The sequence below is a fragment of the Alteromonas naphthalenivorans genome, assembly GCF_000213655.1.
Lineage (GTDB): Bacteria > Pseudomonadota > Gammaproteobacteria > Enterobacterales > Alteromonadaceae > Alteromonas > Alteromonas naphthalenivorans.
Genome location: NC_015554.1, coordinates 2,817,080 through 2,837,215 on the forward strand (window position 1 = coordinate 2,817,080; position 20,136 = coordinate 2,837,215).

The 20,136-nt window shown below is 42.6% G+C and carries 16 protein-coding genes and 1 pseudogene; 7 read left to right on the forward strand and 10 right to left on the reverse strand.

The genetic code is table 11. From position 1 onward, the window contains the following. Nucleotides 1–57 precede the first annotated feature (57 nt). Together nth and AMBT_RS12345 are read left to right on the forward strand one after the other, a co-directional pair. Complete coding sequence (gene nth / locus AMBT_RS12340; RefSeq protein ID WP_013784959.1) at nt 58–699, forward strand: endonuclease III; 642 nt, start codon at nt 58–60, stop codon at nt 697–699. Between the two features lie 287 nt (nt 700–986). After that, complete coding sequence (locus tag AMBT_RS12345; RefSeq protein WP_013784960.1) at nt 987–1,880, forward strand: alpha/beta fold hydrolase; 894 nt, start codon at nt 987–989, stop codon at nt 1,878–1,880. Between the two features lie 147 nt (nt 1,881–2,027). Here the strand turns inward: AMBT_RS12345 and AMBT_RS12350 are convergent, their stop codons facing one another. After that, on the reverse strand, nt 2,028–4,106 hold the full coding sequence (locus AMBT_RS12350; RefSeq protein WP_013784961.1) for a S9 family peptidase: 2,079 nt from the start codon (nt 4,104–4,106) through the stop codon (nt 2,028–2,030). A 1,065-nt stretch (nt 4,107–5,171) separates the two neighbouring features. Between AMBT_RS12350 and AMBT_RS22945 the strand changes: the two are divergent. Next, nucleotides 5,172–5,726 (forward strand): annotated as a pseudogene (locus tag AMBT_RS22945) (M20/M25/M40 family metallo-hydrolase); the annotation flags it as partial. 181 nt (nt 5,727–5,907) lie between these two features. On the opposite strand, the gene AMBT_RS22215 reads toward AMBT_RS22945, so the two are convergent. The 4 genes from AMBT_RS22215 to cspE form a co-directional block, all read right to left on the reverse strand. Further along, entirely contained in the window at nt 5,908–7,104 is a 1,197-nt protein-coding gene (locus AMBT_RS22215; RefSeq protein ID WP_083820157.1) for an alpha/beta hydrolase-fold protein, read from the reverse strand. 540 nt (nt 7,105–7,644) lie between these two features. After that, nucleotides 7,645–9,312 (reverse strand): sensor domain-containing diguanylate cyclase, encoded by a 1,668-nt coding sequence (locus AMBT_RS12360; protein ID WP_013784964.1) that lies wholly within the window; start codon nt 9,310–9,312, stop codon nt 7,645–7,647. A gap of 189 nt (nt 9,313–9,501) precedes the next feature. Continuing rightward, a complete protein-coding gene (locus AMBT_RS12365; protein WP_013784965.1) occupies nt 9,502–9,690 on the reverse strand; it encodes a hypothetical protein in 189 nt (62 codons plus the stop codon). A 166-nt stretch (nt 9,691–9,856) separates the two neighbouring features. Beyond that, on the reverse strand, nt 9,857–10,069 hold the full coding sequence (cspE, locus tag AMBT_RS12370; RefSeq protein ID WP_013784966.1) for a transcription antiterminator/RNA stability regulator CspE: 213 nt from the start codon (nt 10,067–10,069) through the stop codon (nt 9,857–9,859). Between the two features lie 553 nt (nt 10,070–10,622). Between cspE and gloA the strand changes: the two genes are divergently transcribed. Together gloA and glpQ are read left to right on the forward strand one after the other, a co-directional pair. Beyond that, nucleotides 10,623–11,009 carry a lactoylglutathione lyase gene (gene gloA, locus AMBT_RS12375; protein ID WP_013784967.1) on the forward strand — a complete coding sequence of 129 codons (387 nt, stop codon included), beginning with the start codon at nt 10,623–10,625 and terminating at the stop codon, nt 11,007–11,009. Nucleotides 11,010–11,059: 50 nt separating this feature from the next. Continuing rightward, nucleotides 11,060–12,082, forward strand: a complete 1,023-nt coding sequence (gene glpQ, locus AMBT_RS12380; protein WP_013784968.1) for a glycerophosphodiester phosphodiesterase — start codon at nt 11,060–11,062, stop codon at nt 12,080–12,082. 93 nt (nt 12,083–12,175) lie between these two features. Here glpQ and AMBT_RS12385 read toward each other — a convergent pair whose 3' ends face one another. After that, nucleotides 12,176–12,982 carry a flagellar protein MotY gene (locus tag AMBT_RS12385; protein WP_049791830.1) on the reverse strand — a complete coding sequence of 269 codons (807 nt, stop codon included), beginning with the start codon at nt 12,980–12,982 and terminating at the stop codon, nt 12,176–12,178. Between the two features lie 316 nt (nt 12,983–13,298). On the opposite strand from AMBT_RS12385, the gene rnt reads away from it, so the two are divergent. Then, nucleotides 13,299–13,955: a ribonuclease T gene (gene rnt, locus AMBT_RS12390; RefSeq protein WP_013784970.1), complete on the forward strand. Its 657-nt coding sequence runs from the start codon at nt 13,299–13,301 to the stop codon at nt 13,953–13,955. 178 nt (nt 13,956–14,133) lie between these two features. Here the strand turns inward: rnt and AMBT_RS12395 are convergent, their stop codons facing one another. Continuing rightward, complete coding sequence (locus tag AMBT_RS12395) at nt 14,134–14,739, reverse strand: peroxiredoxin (RefSeq protein WP_013784971.1); 606 nt, start codon at nt 14,737–14,739, stop codon at nt 14,134–14,136. 251 nt (nt 14,740–14,990) lie between these two features. Here AMBT_RS12395 and AMBT_RS12400 point away from each other — a divergent pair, with 251 nt between their 5' ends. After that, nucleotides 14,991–15,185 (forward strand): bacterioferritin-associated ferredoxin, encoded by a 195-nt coding sequence (locus tag AMBT_RS12400; RefSeq protein WP_013784972.1) that lies wholly within the window; start codon nt 14,991–14,993, stop codon nt 15,183–15,185. Between the two features lie 94 nt (nt 15,186–15,279). Here the strand turns inward: AMBT_RS12400 and AMBT_RS12405 are convergent, their stop codons facing one another. From AMBT_RS12405 to AMBT_RS12415, 3 genes are all read right to left on the reverse strand, one after another. Continuing rightward, nucleotides 15,280–18,114, reverse strand: a complete 2,835-nt coding sequence (locus AMBT_RS12405; protein ID WP_041452975.1) for a TonB-dependent receptor — start codon at nt 18,112–18,114, stop codon at nt 15,280–15,282. A 370-nt stretch (nt 18,115–18,484) separates the two neighbouring features. Continuing rightward, nucleotides 18,485–19,555 (reverse strand): FecR family protein, encoded by a 1,071-nt coding sequence (locus AMBT_RS12410; protein WP_013784974.1) that lies wholly within the window; start codon nt 19,553–19,555, stop codon nt 18,485–18,487. Between the two features lies 1 nt (nt 19,556). Further along, nucleotides 19,557–20,117 carry an RNA polymerase sigma factor gene (locus AMBT_RS12415; RefSeq protein ID WP_013784975.1) on the reverse strand — a complete coding sequence of 187 codons (561 nt, stop codon included), beginning with the start codon at nt 20,115–20,117 and terminating at the stop codon, nt 19,557–19,559. Nucleotides 20,118–20,136 lie beyond the last annotated feature (19 nt).

Genomic DNA, 20,136 nt, shown 5'->3' on the forward strand with positions numbered 1-20,136 from the left:
TGCGAGTTGCAGAGAATATCACCAAGCCCGAGTGGAAAAAGAACGAGCTAAATAAAAATGAATAACACAAAAAGACGTGAAATCTTAACCCGACTTCGGGACGATAACCCCCACCCTACCACTGAGCTTAATTTCTCCACGCCCTTTGAGCTGTTGGTCGCGGTCACTTTATCGGCGCAATCTACCGATGTTGGCATAAACAAAGCCACGGACAAACTTTTTCCCGTTGCCAATACAGCCCATGCGATTGCTGCTCTTGGTGAAGACGGGTTAAAAGAATATATAAAAACCATCGGCTTGTTTAACTCAAAAGCCAAAAATGTACATCGCCTTAGTGAAATTTTGGTTGAAAAGTACGATGGTGAAGTACCCGAAAGCCGAGAAGCCTTAGAAGCTCTGCCTGGCGTTGGCCGTAAAACGGCTAACGTAGTACTGAATACCGCATTTGGCTGGCCTACCATCGCTGTAGACACCCATATTTACCGCGTAAGCAACCGCACTAAACTTGCTATGGGTAAAACCGTTGAGAAAGTCGAAGAAAAGTTGCTGAAAGTGGTACCAGCCGAATTTAAAGTCGATGTGCACCACTGGCTTATTCTGCACGGTCGTTATACTTGCGTAGCCCGTAAGCCACGCTGCGGCGCCTGTATTATTGAAGACTTATGCGAGTTTAAAGATAAAACTGAATATGCTGAATAGCTAAAATATGATGCTTAACCTGCTAGAGATAGCTAACTAAGAGTAGCTGAGATTGAGTAGTGAGCTAGCTGAGATATTGCAATAAGTTACCTGCCACAAACGTCTATCGCAATGCTGCCCGCCGGGTCGAAAACCTTCCGTCCGAATAGCGTTACTAGTCAACGCCTTAGATTCCGATTAAACTCCCATCTAAAAGCAAAAGTCTGCACATCGTTGTAAGCCAATATAGAAATCATTAGGAATTATTTATCATCTTTTTATTGATTACTGCTGTCATTGTAGGATTGATGATTATTTTATCGACTAAGCGGCGACGTATATTAATTAGTCGATTAATTTTTGATTTTATTAATCAAGTAGAAGCAAAACTTGCTAGATTGCATTGTGAAAGCCGTTCTATTGATGGGCTAGACGTGTTTTATCATAGCAACACGAAACACTTTTCTAATGATAAGCCTGTGCTGGTGCTTTTACATGGATTCAGTGCTGATAAGTATGTGTGGAATCGCTTTGCTAAAAGGTTCTCTTCTCAATATCATCTAATTATTCCCGACCTTAAAGGATATGGCCAAACGGCTTACAGCCCCACAGATGATTATTCTGTACCTAGCCAATGCCGAATGTTATTGGCGCTATTAAAGCAACTGAACATTACGCGTTTTAGCATAGTGGGTAATTCTATGGGCGGAATGATGGCAGCTAAACTATTCGATGAAATGCCTGAACGTATTGATAAAGCGGTATTAATTGACCCAGCGGGCGCTAAATCACCGTTCGCGCAAAACATGATAGATAACAATATAAACCCTTTTGAACACAATAATGAGCAGGACTTTTTTAATTTTTACGATTTAATCATGGCAAAACCGCCATTTGTGCCAAGGTTTATTTTACGGGCACTGGCATGGGAATTTATTAATAAGCGTGAGCAATACACGCACATGTTTACTCAATTTTTCAACTTACGCGATTTTTATTCTCGTGATTACCGTTTCGATTATCCTGAGTCGATGCTGATATGGGGGCTTAACGATAAGCTGTTACCGGTAGACGATTTTACCCACTGGAAATTGATGCTCAATTCAAACACACTTATTTATGAAGATCTTGGCCATATGCCTATGGTGGAAGATGTGAAACGTGTATCTAAAGATATTTTAAGCTTTTTAAATAAACATTAAATAAGCAATAAAACGGTTAGTAAAAGATAGCTTATTTGCAACAAATGCTTAGCCAAATTAACGGCATTTAAAAAGTAAAAAGCCCTAATACTAAAACAGTATGTAGGGCTTTTATTTTTAAGCTTTACTTCTAAAGAAAACTAATCTCTAGTCTTCTTTCTTTTCACTGTTCGTGTCGTCTTTGTACTTATCAAACCACGCTAAAATATATCCAACTTTACGTGCTAAGTTAGAAGGTTTAGCTGCAATACCATGATAAGCCCCTTGAATACGCACCAGTGCGCTATCTACACTTTGTAAGCGTAATGCACCATAATATTGTTCGCTTTCAGACATAGGAGTACGTACATCTAATTCACCGGTGAGCACCATGGTAGGCGTTGTTACATTGCCCACTAATGATAACGGCGAACGGTTCCAATATTGCTCGTAATCGTTCCAAGGTAAGTCTGTAAACCAATACTTGCTCATATACGCATAGATATCAGATGTACCAATCATACTTGTCCAGTTTATAACGGGTTTCGCCACTACAGAGGCTTTGAAACGGTCGGTCTTTCCGATGATCCAAGAGGTCAGTGTCCCCCCGCCAGAACCGCCAGTAACAAATAAGTTAGACTCATCCACATAACCTTTGGCAATAGCGGCATCCACCATATCCATAAGGTCGTCATAATCTTGTGATGGATAATTTTTATCAATTAAACTAGCGAACTCTTCACCTTGAGAAGTAGACCCACGAGGGTTGCCATATAAAACAACATAACCAGCAGCAGCCATTAATTGTATTTCTGTTGAGTAACTGGGGCCATACGCAGTGTGAGGCCCGCCATGTATTTCTAAAATTAGCGGGTATTTTTTCTTAGGGTCAAAGTTAGGAGGGGTAACCAACCAAGCTTGTAAGTCTCTATTATCTACACTGCTTTTTAGTTCCACCAACTCTGGTTTATTCACTGTTTTGTGATCAAACACATCACCATTTAAGTCAGTCAGTTGTTTAACCTTCCCTTTACTGGTCACTATTGCAAGATCAGCAGGGCGATCGCCCATTGAAGCGGTATAAACAACGCTACCTTTAGGGGTTACATCGTAATCGCCCGATGTGTACGGCCTACCTAAACTAGTGCCACCTAAATCACTTGTTTTCGTTGAAATTTTACCTGACAAACTAACATAGGCGACACTTTTCTTACCCATATCATCATAACTAAAATATACCCCTTTACCGTTGTCAGCCCACTTAATTGCACCGACAGAGCGGTCTAGCTCACTAGTCAGGTTTTCGATGCCCGTGCCGTCTGAATTCATTACATATAAATGGCTTAGCTGATTTGATTTTCCATTATCTTCATTACCAACAAAGGCAATTTTATTACCGTTAGGGCTTAAATGAGGGCTTCGTTCAGGGCCACTCATATCAGTTAATCTAGTCACCTTTGACGTTTTTACATCAATGCTAAACAGATCGCTATTAAGCATATCGAAATCAGCTTCGTCGCTGGTGTTAGCAGAGATAATGATCTGTTGACCATTGTCAGACCATGCTATGGTACCGGCGTGGTCATGTTCCCCAGAAGTAATTTGTCTTGGCGTTCCGCCAATGGTTGGCACAACATATATTTGCATGTTGCCGGGGCGTTTCATTCCCATGCCGTCTCGTTGGAAATTGGTTTGGTCGATATACTGTGGGGTTTCTGCCCACTTAGCGCCTTTAGGCTTAAAATCTAAATTAAATAACGGTTTGGCTTTAGTGGGTGTAAACATAGCAAAAGCTAAATATTTACCGTCTGGTGAAAAACTCATACCGCTCGGGCGCATTGCGACATCAGTTACGCGAGTTGTGCTATTTGATGCTAAATCTTTTAGATAAACTTGAACCTTACCTTCTTTACTTGAAAGGTAAGCCATTTTAGCGCCATCAGGTGAAAACACAGGATTAAAGTGGTTTTTACTGTCAGAAAGAATAGGCAGATGAGCACTTCCATCTAAGGCTATTGTCCACAGATTCCGTCGCATTGAATCAGTCATAATATCCATGCTACGACGCTCGTACACAACATGTTTGCCATCAGGTGTTACCACTGGGTTTGTAGCATACTCAAGATTAAATACGTCTTTTAAAGACAAAGTATTACTTGCAGATTCGTCTGCCAAAACCGAATGGGCAGTTAATAATGTGCTTATGACTAGTGTTAACGCCGACTTGCTTAAACATCTCTTATTCATGACTCGTTTGCTCTAATTGTTTTAATTCGATAAATAGAATGACTATTGAAGGTCTAACATAGCTTATATAACAGTAGAAATACCTTACCTTTGATGTAAAAAGTAGTATTTATAGGTTGAATTTCATATTCTGGTCGCGCTCAGGGTTTTCTTCTTTTAGCTAAGAGACTGTAGCTGTAAACGGCAACATCTTCTACGCGAGCAAATTCGCATTACTTTACGGCCTAAACCGTTAAAACTAGAAAAGAGCGCTTAAATAATAAAAAACAATTTTGGGGTACGTTGCAGTTACTATAAGAATTCGACCCAAATAACAGTATTAATGGAGAACACATGCATCAACTTAGACGCCTCACTTTTACCGCTATTGTAGCTTTTTTTAGTTTTCCGCTACTGGCAGCTTCTAATGTGATAACAAACGAACAAAAACAAACTGCGAACGACCTTATAGAAACTGCGCTGAAAAGTGACTTAGGTATGGACATCGTGACATCGCTGACAACAGAAATGGGCCCTCGATTGGGAGGCTCTGAAGCTGAGAAACGCGCGAGAGACTGGGGGGTAAAGTTAGGCGAACATTTGGGATTCGACAACGTCAGTATCGAACCATTTACGATGCCTTTTTGGGATAGAGGGAATCTACACATATCGCTAACCTCGCCCTACCAGCAGGATTTATACGGTACTGCTTTAGGTGGTGGCGCTCCATCAAAAGAGAGTATTGATGCCGATGTAGTATATTTTAGAGATATTCACGCATTATCAGATGTTAAGGATGGCAGCCTTAGCGGAAAAATTGCTTTTGTCGATGGCGACAAAATGGTTAAAAGCCAAACGGGCGCGGGCTACGGCCAAGCTAATCAACGTCGTAGAATTGGTTGGCAACATGCACAGCGCGCAGGCGCTAGCGCGTTGGTTGTTCGCTCTGTTGGCTCAGACTCACATCGCTTTCCGCACTCTGGAATGATGAGTAGTGATGACGATAAATGGGCAAGTATTCCCGTTATCGCCATCTCAAACCCAGACGCTGACCATCTTCGCCGCTTACATAATTTAAGCAAGCCTATGAGTATTTCATTGCACTCAGAATCAAAGTGGAAAGGCGACGTAAAAAGTGGGAACGTTATTCTCGATTTAGTGGGAAGTGAAAAGCCTGAAGAAATCGTGCTTATTGGAGGCCATTTAGACAGCTGGGATTTAGGCACTGGCGCGGTTGACGATGGCGCAGGCATTGCCATCACAACCGCAGCTGCCGCTTTAATTGCTAACTTACCAACTCGCCCCAAGCGCACTATTCGTGTGGTAATGTTTGGTGCAGAAGAAGTGGGTTTACTTGGTGCATTCGCCTATGCGAAACAACATGATGCGAACCTACAAAACCATGTTTTGGCAACCGAATCTGACTTTGGTGCGCAAACCATTTGGCAGTTAGTATCAAACGTCAATCCAGAAGCTACCTTGCTGATGGATGAAGTAGGAAAAATATTGTCCCCTCTTGGCATAGTGAGAGGAGGATCAGATGTTCCCGGCGGTGGTCCTGACATCATTCCCTTGGCTAAAAAAGGTGTACCGACCATTCGATTAAACCAAAATGGACAGGATTACTTCGATTTACATCATACGCCTGATGATACGCTTGATAAGATTGATCCCAATGAATTAGCGCAAAATATTGCCGCTTATGCAGCAAGTATATATTTAATTGCTGATTCAGATGTGGCATTAACCTTAAGATGGCATAAGCGGGCTAGGACTGAGCTAGTACAACTGAGCAACTCTCCTGCCCGTTTACATTTGCGCTTTAACTCTCATCCAGCTTGTTCAATAACCGTTCCCGTCTACCCACGTAAACGTCATAGCCATCGTAATCCGATGAAGCTAGCGCTAATGCCTTATTCACCTGCTCCAGTGCTTTTTCAAACTGGCCTGACTGCTCGTAGCCATAGGCAAGACCATTGTATGCATCAGGCGTTTTGGGATAGCGTTCAATACCGTACTTAAATAGTTTAAAGGCTTCATCGAAATTTTGTTGTGTCACGAAGTGATAACCCAAATCTCGTATAACCCATTCTGCAGCTTCAATTTTCTCACCCCGCTGCTGTGATACTGCTTCGTAGTATTTTTCAATCGAACTCAAATCACCATCATAGTCTTTCGGGCGCATATACTCTGAGTAAAATAAACTGTAATACGCTTTAAAGCTTGCTGCATTGGTCACAAGGTTATGAGGTACGTCATTGAATACATCGTTATGCCACCGTAGCCCCACCGGCTTGTTTTTACGGATATCTGAAATCATCGCATCGTAATAAGGGCGCATGGGCGCACCTTCGTTGCCAATAGCGGTATAAAGGTAATGATCGAGCTTTTTATTATTCTTTATGAACTCAACCGTAGTCTTTGCCGTTGCGCCATGTGCCCACCATACCGCAGCACTGTAAGTTAAGGCAGCATTGAACAATTCAGGCGCTTGCTGCATTGCATACAATGAGAAAGCGCCTGCAGCCGATGCACCTGCAATAACTCGAAAATCATGCACCCGATATTTACTTTCCACCATCGGCATCAATTCTGAAGTGATAAATTGTAAAAACTTAGCACCTCCGCCGCCATAACCCACGGGACCACTGGGGTCTTTATTTACGTTAGGGTATAAATCCCGAAGACGGTCGGTGTTTTCGATTGCCACCACAATAACTTCTGGCGCCGCCCGCTGAGATTGCAAACTTTCAAGAACCGCATTCAACATGACGAGCGTAGTAGCGCCATCAAGACGGTAAATAATAGGGTATTTTTTATCTGGGTTTTCAGCATAGCTTTTAGGGAGTTGAACAACCACAGTGCGCTCTTCTGATAATACCTTCGATGTTAGCTTTTCGGTAATTAGGGTGTAACTGAAGCTTTGTGTTTCATCTTCTACAGAAGCATCTTGCCCATAGGAGATTGGGCTGATTGATAGTAGAAAAAAACATAGTACCTTTATTCGCTGCAGCGCCATGAAAGTTAAGTCCTTTTAATGCGTTATGATAAATTGTGCGATTTAATTACGTTACCACAAAATCAACGGGGTCGGAAAAGGAGGCGAACAAGGATGTGGAAAAAGGCGCCATAGGAAGACAGAAATGAGAGCCGATCCCCCCAGGCGAGCGACTTTTCATTTGAGCGGGCTGGACGCTTGAGCCACTTGCAAATACATGATTAATCATTGATCTATCTATTAAGTGAACAAAACAGTGGGTGTTGAGCATGAGACCTGAATTAATCTTTTTACTGCCCTTGGCCTTGATGATAGCCGCTTTTTTTTACGCTCAGCATCACCGTAAAGCTTCAAAGAAACCTTGATAATGTTCACTGTGATGGTGAAATGCGTAATTTTTACTGAGTTCAACACCTAATACGATAAAGCTTGGCTCTCCACGCTTGGCGGTTTAAATAGTTGGCACTGAAACTAAAAGCGAAGTCATATTATTTACAGAGGCTAAGCGTTTCCACTGAGCCCTTATTAAGAACTCTTACAAAAAGCCTTTTCACTAAGCGCCTAGCCAGAGCGCGGATGCTTCGATTTAGCTTTGTGTTGATACATACGTTTATCTGCCAACGATATACATTCTGAAGGCACCTTAGTCTCAAGGCTTGTTGCAATCCCAAAGCTAACGCCCGCATCACTCCATTGCTTGCTAAGCTCCATTGAAACATTCGATACTATTGATAAGGCGCTATCAGCCACGTTTCGGGTTTCTCTGGTCGAATCGGCTTGCAATACCCCTACAAACTCATCGCCTCCTGAGCGGAAGATATCTCCCAAAAAGTAAAACGATTGTTGCAATAGGCTCGCAGCCTTAATAATAAGTTTGTCGCCTTCATCATGACCGTGTTTATCGTTAATGGCCTTTAAACCATCTAAATCGATGAAAATAATAACGTAGTAGTCATCTAAGGCTTCAATGCATTCTGTTAGAGAGAATCTGTTACCAAGCTGAGTCATTGAGTCTATGCGCGATAAGTACTGGTTTCGATTGAACTCCTTTTGCTTTAATTTAAACCACTCAGTTAAGCACAACAAAATACATAAGCAATCTAGCGACAATGCAAATATAACAACAGATTCGGGGTACGCTAGCTCACCGAAATACTGGCTGTGAGCAGCAATGTAGTAGCCAAGTGATGCACTGTAGAGTAGATTGCCTGCCAAAAAATATTTCGCGCGGAAATCTTGCTGTCTAATCATGCTCACACCCACCGCTATGGTCACCACTATCCAGAACATAGCCAATAAGTGAGATAGTAAATATGCGATAGAAAATGGCATAAACCACATGCCAACGCCTAATACAACGCTTACTAGACTCAAAGTGTTAAGAAATTTGAACAACTTTTTGTGGTCGGTTTTGCACTCAAATAAATCTGAGACAAACTGAGCAGCACAGGCAATAGCGAAAGGAAAAAGTAGCATTCCCCAATAACTGGTATTGAATGGGAAATGAACGATATCACCTAGCATTCCAGAAGCTGCCATCCAGCCAATAGCGTGAATACCCAAATAGCCTGCACAGGTTAATGCTACTCTTTTCCTCGTCCCAGAATAGATGAGCAAGGCCAGCAAGGACAAAATGAACATGGTGGTAATGCCAGCTATGGAAATACCGTTATTAAATTTTTGGAAACGATAAAACTCTGTACTGTCTAACACAGTAATGGAAACTGGCGTAGGAAACTGCTTGGCCTTAATAAACAGCCATAATTCTACTCGCTCATTTGCCATAACGGTTTGCACCGTCACGGCTTGAAAATGAAGCACCGGCGGCGAGCTGTCATCAAGAAGTTGAGAGAAGACTTGAGTGCTAAGTTCAGGCTGAACAGGCGACGAATATGAAGCTAAACCAACATCAATGAAGTTGGCATTAACGACAACAAAGTACTGCCCTTTTTGTGAAATATCTAAGACTACTTTGGTAAAGTAACTTCCCGACTTCCCACCCAGTGATGGCACAACCGCGGCGTATTCATAAGCCTCTTTTAAAATTGCTAGCTTATTTTTTGATTCGAGATTTGATGTATCAAAAGAGTAATCTAATTCGTGCCACACATTAGCATCAGCGATTATACGCTTATCATCACCGACTGATATAGGTTCCTGACCAAATGCGGGGACTACCACCAGTATGAGGAGAAAATAAAAAACACCCAAATGAAAGTAAGAAAGCAAAATCGAACCTTGTCTGCAGGTAAAAGGGCAACAAAACTGTTACTTGTCCTATATCAAGCATAAAGCTGCTTGCTCAGAATACATAATATAAAAGAGGAAATTTACTTTTTTATACGCAATATTCTGTAAGGCAATAGCGACACACGAGCTCTTAACGCAGTATTAATTTTGCTTCAGCCTGCTTATTAGCTAAGCATAAATACTTTCAACCGTAGTATTAAGCAACCAACGTAAAAATACTTTAGTATCTCTGTTGTTGTGAAATTGAACTGACTTTTGACACTCTTTATCGGTAAAAACAACGTTGAAGTTATTTACTGAGATTGTCGAAATAGGGGGAAGTGTACGGAGCGAAGCGCCGTTAATAGTATGAGACATATAATTTTTCTTTGTATAATAATGTTGCTAGTTTTTTATTCGTTTTAAAATTCCTTTCAAAATTCTGTTCTTATCAAACCAAAAATAAATAAAAATATTAGTACTGCACAATTAAAAAAGGCTAAGTAGAAACTTAGCCTTTTGTCGTTGTATTTTAAAGTTCTACTTAAAGAACAACAACGTTTGCAGCTTGAAGGCCTTTTTGACCTTGTTCTACACTGAAGCTAACCGCTTGGCCTTCAGAAAGAGTTTTGAAGCCGTCAGAAGCGATTGAACGGAAATGTACGAATACGTCTTTACCGCCACCGTCTTGAGTAAGAAAACCAAAACCTTTATCTTCGTTGAACCATTTAACTGTGCCGTTTACTGTATCAGACATGTTTGTAACCTTATATATTTGAAGTAATTGGTGAAATTCACCGGATAGCAATAGATTTAACTTACTAGTAACGCAAATGTATATCTATTAAAACTTCGGTAAAACTGAAGAATAAAAGGGTACAAGGCAGTAGTAGAAAAAGCTTTTTATTATCTAAAGCGGGCATAATGTACATCTTTCCGTAAGGTAAGTCTACCGATATTGCTATTTATTTCTATTATCGAGCAACATATTACTGTATTACTTCCATTACAATCGCCCACACACCTTAACCCTCGTGCCCTCCCCCTTCATTCACCATCAATGGCAGGCGCAATCACTACAGACATTTCACATACGTAAGTCGATAGAATAGTTGTGTTATTTACTACAACGTCGCCGTCACCTTAAAATAGACAATAAGGGAATGTATAACTTTTAATTGTCCTTTTTTGCTAGCGGTTTACCGATAGGTGCTTGCAGCTATTGTATTTGGGCTTTAGTGTCTCATTCCTTTCACATACCCATAGTAAACTGATATATATGATGTTCTTAGAAGAACGGGGAGAGTCGAATGAGAATGCTACACACCATGCTTCGTGTTGAAGATCTTGATGCATCTTTGCACTTCTACACTCACTTGATGGGCATGAAGCTATTGAGGAAGTCTGAAAACCAAGCTTATGAATACACGCTCGCTTTCGTGGGTTATGGTGAAGAAACTAACACTACCGTACTTGAACTCACTTATAACTGGGGCGACAACACCTATGAAAAAGGCACGGCTTACGGCCACATCGCCATCGAAGTAGACGATATTTATCAGTTCTGCGAAAACCTAGAGCAAAATGGCTGTGATGTATACCGTAAGCCAGGCCCCGTAAAGGGCGGCTCTACTGTCATTGCTTTTGTTCGCGATCCAGATGGCTATGCCATCGAACTTATTCAAACAAAACAATAAGTCTCTATTTTAAAATACAGCGGCCCTATTAATAAGGATATTGCCCTATCATGCTAAAAATTCGTCACGCTCTACTTACTTTCTCGCTTTCTATCTCGATTTTTGCAAGCCCAGTACTATTGGCGAAAGACTTCGATGTTATTGCTCATAGGGGCGCGTCAGGTTATCTGCCTGAGCACACATTAGAAGCCGCCACGCTTGCTTTTGCCATGAACCCTGACTTTATTGAGCAAGATGCGGTTATTACTAAAGATGGGATTGCTGTGGTCTTGCACGACATACACTTAGAAACAGTAACCAATGTTGAGCAAGTATTTCCAGAGCGTGCACGTAAAGATGGTCGCTTTTACGCCTTAGACTTCACGTTAGCTGAGCTTCGTACTCTGCAAGTACACGAACGAGCGAACAGCAAGGGTGAACAAGTTTTTACAAAACGCTATACAGGGAATACGGCAAATTTTACCGTGGCAACCTTAGAAGAACACTACGAGCTTATTACTCAGCTTAATCGAGAGTTCAATACCAATGTAGGGGTTTATACGGAAGTAAAATCACCAGCGTGGCATAACGAACAAGGAGTAGATGCTAGCCAGATTGTGATTGCATCACTAACACGATTTAATCTTGCCAATAAAGACGCCAACAGTTACTTGCAGTGTTTCGACTTCGATGAAATAAAGCGCATTAGAAAAGACCTAAACTATGCGGGAAAAGTGGTCATGCTAATAGGTGAAAACAGTTGGGGAGAATCAACCACAGACTACGATTGGATCAAAAGTGAAGCAGGCATGAAAGAAGTGGCTAAATATGCCGACGGTTTAGGCCCTTGGTTAGGCCAACTACTAGACCCCCAAGCGATGGAAACAGGCAAACTGATACCCGCATCTTGGGTTGAGTATGCCCATTCAGAAGGTTTCATTATTCATCCCTACACGTTCCGTCAAGATGCCCTACCGCCAGGTATGACTGCAGAGCAACTTCTTTCTACCCTGAAACACGTGGTAAACGTAGACGGCGTATTTACCGACCATGTGCCGCCGGTAAAAGCCTGGCTTGAAGCACAAGGCGAATAGCAACAACAAATATATTATTCACTTCACAAAAAAGCGGCCATTAAGCCGCTTTTTCAAATTTGTTTATATTTTTTACTTAGTTTTTAGATAACCCTAAGATTTAGATAACCGCACTACTACCCTTCTATTTTGCGCTCGCGACTCTCGGGTATCGTTATTTGCTATATGGCGCTTCTCACCGTGCCCCGTCAGTTGAATTCTGTCATCGGGCACGCCTATGGTAGTTAAGTAGCTTTTTACTTCATTGGCTCGGCGTATAGATAATTGTTCGTTGTTCCATCGCCCGCCATAGCTATCGGTATAGCCATCAAGCAATACTAACTCTAAGTCGCTATCTTCTTTTAGGTATTCCCCAATCATTGTTAGGCGCTTTTGAGAATACTTAGTCAGTTCGGTACTGTTTTTCTGATACGACAACACCGTATAGGCAATATCGTCGAAGTTGTAAGGCAATAAGTTAGACACACACTTAACGAAGTCTCGATACACCATCGAGAAATTACTGGCGTTTAATGCAACACTCACTTTATCGTATTCGTTATACCAGTCTTGATAATAAATGGTGGGCCAGAAGCCTTTTTCGAGTTCACTTAGCATAGTCCATGCAGCGTCTTGCGGAAGGTCACCGTTATATTGCGTGCGCAATGTCATATCGGCGATGGTTTTAGGCGCTACACCCGGCATCCACTTTGGCGGTACAGAATAAACAGCAGCTACATCGAAGCGGTTAGGCAATAAATGCATGTCTAGCTCAAATTCCATATTAAGCCGTTTAGAAGCCACGCTTGTAAACATGGCATCGCCGTAACCGGGTAAAGGATGGTTCAATGTACATTGCAAACGCGATGCATCAACCACTTCCCAGTTAGACGTTTCTACCGTAGCAGAATACTGACGCATAGCACCGCTTGCGACCGTAGTAAAAAACAACGGAATAAGTAAACCGAATTTACGCTTCACAACTATACCCACTCAACTGATAAACCATACCTAACGAAAAGGCGCTTACAGAATATATCGTCCTTAGTGTAGAAAAGTTTAGCCTTCTATACCATTAATACCATCAATTATGCCCTCATTTCAGGTTTCTAACGCCCCACATTGAAATTCAGGCTGGATACCGTGGGTTATCCTTGCCATAATCCCAGCACTTTTTGTAGCATTTCTATGTTGATACAGCTTTGTTACGTAACCAAAGAACCTGCTAAGAGAAACTATGTCTGAGTTGCACCACTCCCTTCCTCATCGTTTTAGGGGCTACTTCCCTGTTGTTATCGACGTTGAAACCGCCGGTTTTAATGCTGGGACCGATGCCTTACTTGAAATTGCTGCCGTAACGGTAAAAATGGAAGAAGATGGTCTGATTTATCCCGACCAAACTTTTCATTACCATGTCGATCCTTTTGAAGGCGCGAACTTAGAGCCTGCAGCGCTAGAGTTTAACGGCATTGACCCTCACTGTGCCCTGCGCGGTGCCATAGAAGAAAGTGAAGCAATGAAGTCGCTGTGCAAAGGTATTCGAAAAGCGCAAAAAGATGCGGATTGCCAGCGTTCGGTAATCGTGGCGCATAACGCCACCTTCGATCAAAGTTTCGTGAACGCCGCCATAGCTCGCTGCAACATTAAGCGCACGCCTTTCCACCCGTTTGTATCATTTGATACCACCAGCCTTGCAGGTTTAACCTTAGGTCAAACCGTATTAGTTAAAGCCTGCCGAGCGGCAGGTATTGAGTTTGATCAAAAAGAAGCCCATAGCGCTTTATATGATGCGCAAAAAACCACAGAGCTATTTTGCTTTATGGTAAATCGCTACAAAGCACTTGGCGGCTGGCCCTTAGCTGGTGAACCTATCAGCCCTGATGAGCCTTGCTGATAAGCAACGTCTGAAATGCTGCCTTAGCTGCAATCGCTTCAAATTAAAATTTATTCAGTAGAAATAAAAAACAGCGCCGAATGGCGCTGTTTTAGTATTAGGTAGACGTATTTGCATAAAGCCTATTTAACAAGCCTGAGTGCTTACTTTTAAAGCTTTTGTAGATACTTTCGGCCTATTATAACTTGTCAGCTTCTGCTGCAAGGTACTTGGCTACGCCTTCTGGTGAAGCATCCATACCCGCTTTACCTTGTGTCCAACCTGCTGGGCAAACTTCGCCATGATCCTGATGGAATGCAAGTGCATCGACCATACGAAGCATTTCGTCTACATTACGGCCTAGCGGAAGGTCGTTAATCACTTGATGACGTACTAGGCCTTCTTCATCAATCAGGAAAGAACCTCTAAATGCCACGCCATCTTCTGGATGCTCAACATCATACGCCTGACAAATTTCATGTTTCACGTCGGCCACTAACGTATATTGAACTGGACCAATGCCACCTTCGTTTACTGGCGTATTTCGCCATGCGTTATGAGAAAACTGTGAATCGATAGAAACCCCAATCACTTCTACGCCCCGTTTTTTAAATTCTTCAAAACGCTTATCAAAAGCAATAAGTTCAGATGGGCAAACAAAGGTGAAATCTAGCGGGTAGAAAAAAAGTACCGCTTTTTTGCCTTTGATGGTTTCAGATAGTGAAAATGAATCAACTATTTCACCTGAACCTAATACTGCAGCAGCGGTAAAATCCGGCGCTGGACGGCCAACTAATACACTCATAAATATCTCCAATTTATATAAAAACTAAATAATAAGTAAAACGTCTTTTCACTTGGCGTTTTCTAACTCTCTTTATTGGTACTTTATCTTAGATAACAAGCGGTAACGCACTCTACTTCTGCTAATTTTTCACTCATCGTACCAACGGCCACCCTTTTTGATGATTTCTTGAGTGTGAATACGACTAAATCTCACTTGCATTAGAATGAAATAGCAATTATTATCATTTACAGACTTATTTGGAGTGTTTTATGTTTGTATGTATGTGTTACGGCGTTACCGATAAAAGCATACGCGCCGCAGTACAAGGTAATGGCGTAGGTAACATGCGTGAATTGCGTGAACATATGGAACTTGGTTCCCAGTGTGGCAAGTGCATCCAAATGGCACAACAGATTATCGATCAAACCATCATCGATGATTCTATGTTTAAAAACGTAGGCTAGCCCTTTCTTTTTTCCTAGGTATTTTCCTAGTTTCTATTTTTTAGATTCTATCCAAAATTTATCTGACCTTCTATTTCAATCAACTTTTGTGTCGTTAATCAACACTGTATTCCAATCCTAAATAATAGAATGCGCCATTAATCCCCCCTGGCGATGTTGGCGGATATAAAGCCCCTACTTCCCCACTAAACGGATTGCTATCAGGTTTTGTATCAAATAAGTTTTGCACACCTAGCGTAACTCCCCACGACGGTGAAAAAAACCATGCTACTTGCGCATCTGCCGTTAGCGTGTCGCTTCCATAAATATCCATTCCCGCAGAAGCATCTAGATGGTCTTCGTAATATTTGCCGTAGTAGTTTGCCCGCCACGTAAAATTAAAGTCACCAATGTACTGTTCGAGCGTCAAACTGCCTCTGTGTGCTGGCAAGTTATCTTCTAGCATTCTAATGCGCTGCGTTGTCAGGTTTGGCATTAAGGTTATCTCACCATCAACCATGGTGGGATACAAGGTCACCCGCTCTACTTGTGTGTCTGTCCAATTGTAAGCTAACAACAATGTCTGCTTCCAATCTTGTACCATGAAGTCGTAGTGAACCACTAAATCGACCCCTTGGGTTTGGGTATCAAAGTCATTGGTGAAAAATTTGGCGGCATTGTAGTTCGCCGCATCGTCGCGGCCGTTCGCACTAAGCACTTGGATGTCTGCCTCACTAAGCGGTATTGCTGACGTGGTACTGATCCTGTCCATTAAACGGATATTAAAATAGTCGAGGGTTGCGAAAAAGGTATCACTTACGTGCATCACCACACCTAAACTAAAGTTAACCGACTCTTCTGGAGTGAGCGGTGTTGCACCTAGCTGTTGTGATATCAAATCAGTGGGCGGCAGTGTGGCTTGGTCTTCTAGTCCATTCGCGCTATAAGCCGTGGTGACATTAATCACATTACTTTGACCAACCGTCGGCGCTTTAAAGCCAGTATTGATAGAGCCTCGAAGGGCAAATAAGTCATTAACCTTATATCGCGTACTTAGCTTGCCATCAAAGGTAGAGCCAAAATCAGTAAAGTGTTCAACGCGGGTGGCTACACCAAACTGCCATGCTTCACTTAAGAAAAACTCCAAGTCTATGTACACCGCCCAATTACTTCTGCTCCAGTGCCCTGCAGATTGAGGCTGGTAACCAGGGAATCCGTTCGAGCCAATGCTGAACCCTTGCGATGCCCCCGTTGTGGGGTCAAAAGCGAGCGAGTCAGCGGCATAAGAGGCATCATCACCGGCTTTTTGAAAGTAAGTTTCTCTGCGCCACTCTGCGCCCATAGCAATACTAATTGGCTCTTCAAATACGGATTGAATTAGCTTTGCGAAATCAAGATTAAACGTACGCTCTACTTGGCTAACTGAGCCTGGAGAAAAAGAGAGCGGAGAGTCTGGCCCAAGAGAAGGATTAACGGTGCCAGATAAACGATAAGCGATATCTGAATACCCTACACTGGCACTCAAATCCATCGCCCAGCCATTATCTAATTCCGTTTTGACGCCAGCAAATACAGAGGCATCAGTGATTGTGCCACCAAATTGTGGGGTAAACCCACCGGGAAACCACTCGTTAAAGGCAAAGCAGTTCGCACCAAGTGCGGTGGTATTATCGGCAATACGCAAATAATCGGGGTTATCCAATACATTGGTATCATCAAGGAAAATGGTGGGGCATCTAATCCCCTGCCCTATACCGTCTAAATCCCCAACCAATAAACGACTCTCGCCCGTTTCTTCGTTCGTTTCAGAAAAGACACCTTCTCGGGTTTGTGGGTTGCGAAAGTAAAAACCGCCACTTATTTCACGATGGGCATAAGTTGCTAACGCGTAACCTTCGTAGTTAGGCGCAATGTCCCACCCCGCATTTGCCGACATTTTCATGTCTTCGTTAACATCTAACGCGCCCCATATTTGCGCAGGGCTGCTTATAAGCCTATTACCCGCATCAATGAGGCCTTGTGCATCATCACGCTGAACAGAGCGTGATGTGCCTTGTTGCTGTCGATATTCTACCGTGGCGTTCAAGAAGCCGTTTTCACCTAAACGAAAACCTTTATTAGCCTGTATCTGAAATAACTCACCATCACCTTCAGAATAGGTACCCGTTTTAAGTGCGATGCTGCCACCTGAATCACTATCATCAAGTACGAAGTTAATCACGCCGGCAATGGCATCTGAACCGTATTGTGCCGCAGCACCATCTCGTAAAACTTCAATTTGTTTTAATGCATAAGCAGGGATAACCGAAATATCCGGCCCCTGTGCGCCATCAGATAAGCCACCGCCAAGAAAAGTAATGACTGCCGAGCGATGTCTGCGTTTACCGTTGACGAGCAGTAATGTGTGATCTGACGCCATACCTCGTAAATTAGCAGGTCGCACTAAACTGGTAGCATCATTAATAGGCTGATCGTTGACGTTTAAAGAAGGCACCATGGTGCTTAGCATCGACAAGGCATCGCTGTTGCCTTGTGAACGTAACGATTCTGAGCCAATAATATCGAGTGGCACGGGCGATTCGACCACACTACGAGGAGAACTTCTGGTCCCTACTACGGCAATGCGCTCAAGCGCATTACTTGTGTCTTCTTCTTGAACACTCTCTTCACCCTCGTCTTTTCTATTTTGAGCAACTACATCACTGCGAGAACGAATACTGACTTGCCCAGCACTGTCAGTCACCACAGCAAGCTCGGTGCCATCAAGCAATTTTGATAAGGCTTCGTTAAGGGTGAAGTTGCCTTCTAAAGAATTAGTTTTAACCGTTTGCGCTAAGTCGAAAGGAAATAAGAGTGTGGTATTAGCTTGCTTTGCTAGTTCTGTTAGCGCGTCATCGGCATCTTGGGCTGGAATTGAAAACTGAAAGGCCGTTTGATTAGACTGCTTTATTGGGCTTGGCGCATTTTCTTGTTTGCTACGTTGACCAGCTTGAGACTCGGGCTCTTGCGCGAATGCGCCCTGAATAGGACCAGCACAAACGGCTAACACAAAGCAAATACTTGCCTTGCGCACACTGTTATAGCTGCGCACTACTGCACGAGAAAAATTGGCCGAACGCAAATGATGCAAGATGAGAAATCGTACTTATTATTTGTTTTATTATATTGTCACAATAGTTAAGCTTATGCCAAGTAATGCACGTGTATTGCTTTTATAAGACAAGCATTAACCTTGAAGCATTGCCTTTGACCATCAATCGCGCGTTATCTGCGAATTAGCTCTTTAATGGCCCTGTAGTGGCCCTTACACTAGTATTAAACTAGCTTCGGGAAACCGATAACTGAATATTGGTATCAGATACTTTCTCGTATTCAATATTAAAACTGTTTTTAAGGGCCGCTAGCAAGCCATCGATATCACCCACTTTAAAGTAGCCAGCCACACGGCGGCTTTTGAGTGACTCGTCAGAAATCTGGAAATGTACTTGCGTATACCTGCCAATTTCAGCAAGCACGGCTTCTAAGCGCTCACCTTTAAACACAATCATGCCTTGTTGCCATGCTAAGTCATCATCGATATCATTTTGCGATAAGCTTTCACGGGCATCAACATCGCCTTTAACTGTCGCTTTTTCACCCGCAAACATAAGCAGGCCTTCGCCTTCAACGGGTGTTTTGGAAAATAATGATTGGTTACTACTGAATGCACTAAATCTGTCTTTAACTAATACCTTTCCATCGGTTACCACTAATTCGAAAGCGTTGTCGTCAACATACTGCATGTTAAACGCAGTACCCACTGCGGTAACCGTATTATTACCTGCGGTTACCGTGAAAGGTCGCGTGGTATCGTGCGCCACTTCAAAATGCGCTTCGCCTTTTAGCAATACAATGTTTCGCACATCGTCAGAAAAATCGACGGTAACACGCGAGTTTGTGTTTAAAAGCAGTGTAGAGCCATCTGAAAGCACGAGATTTCTTTGTTCACCAATACCGGTTTCAATTTTCTCAGACATGTGCGCCACTACATCTGGCGCTTCTAGCCAAATACGGTCAACCACAACAGCTACCGCAATAGTCATAACTAAAAACGCAGCTGCTACGCTCATGCGAGCTTGAGTAACTATACCCACGCGGCGCTTTTGGCGATTATGGGATTCGGTTTTGTTCTGATGACGAGGAAACAAGCCACTTAACTCGTTAAGTACTGACATATCATCCCACAAGCTTGCGGCCTCCATGAGTGCCTTGCGATGATTTGGACTTTCGGCAAGCCACGCATCTAGCTGTGTTTTTTCGTCTTCGCTAAGTTCGCGATCGAGACGGCTTATCCACAAGCAGGCTTGCTCTTGGATATCTTCTTTGCTGGAAAACTGACGAATATTGTTCATGTTAACTACGGCTTATGTCCTGAGTCGCATTACGAGATGTGCGCACGGGGGCGTCATCTTTAGATAGCTCGGCTAAATATTTCGAGCACAACATTAATCCTTTAGCGACATGCTTTTCTACCGTACTCTCGCTTAAACCAACGAGTTCTGCGATGTCTTTTTGGCGCATGCCATATACTTTTTTAAGTAAAAATACCCGCTTAACATCCGCAGACAATGTATCTGTCGCTCGACAAAAGTGGATGAAGCGCTCCTTACTTTCTACATTTTTTTCTAGGCTATAACCCACCAGTTCGTGGGGTAAAATGTCCATGTCATCAATAGGCTGATTATTTTTATTTTCGGCTCTGGCAACATGGTTTAATGCTAAGTTACGTGCTGTTTTCAGCATGTACGTGCGTTCAAAGCGAATCTCTTGATTCATCTCAGCTTCATAACTTTTTATGAATGCTTCTTGAACGATGTCTTCTATATCGTCGGCACCCACAATAGTACTCACCGCACGCATTAGCTTTGCGCGATATTTTAAGAAGGATTCGGTGACTGTCGACTTTCTGGTCATATTAAAATTTTGCAGGTGT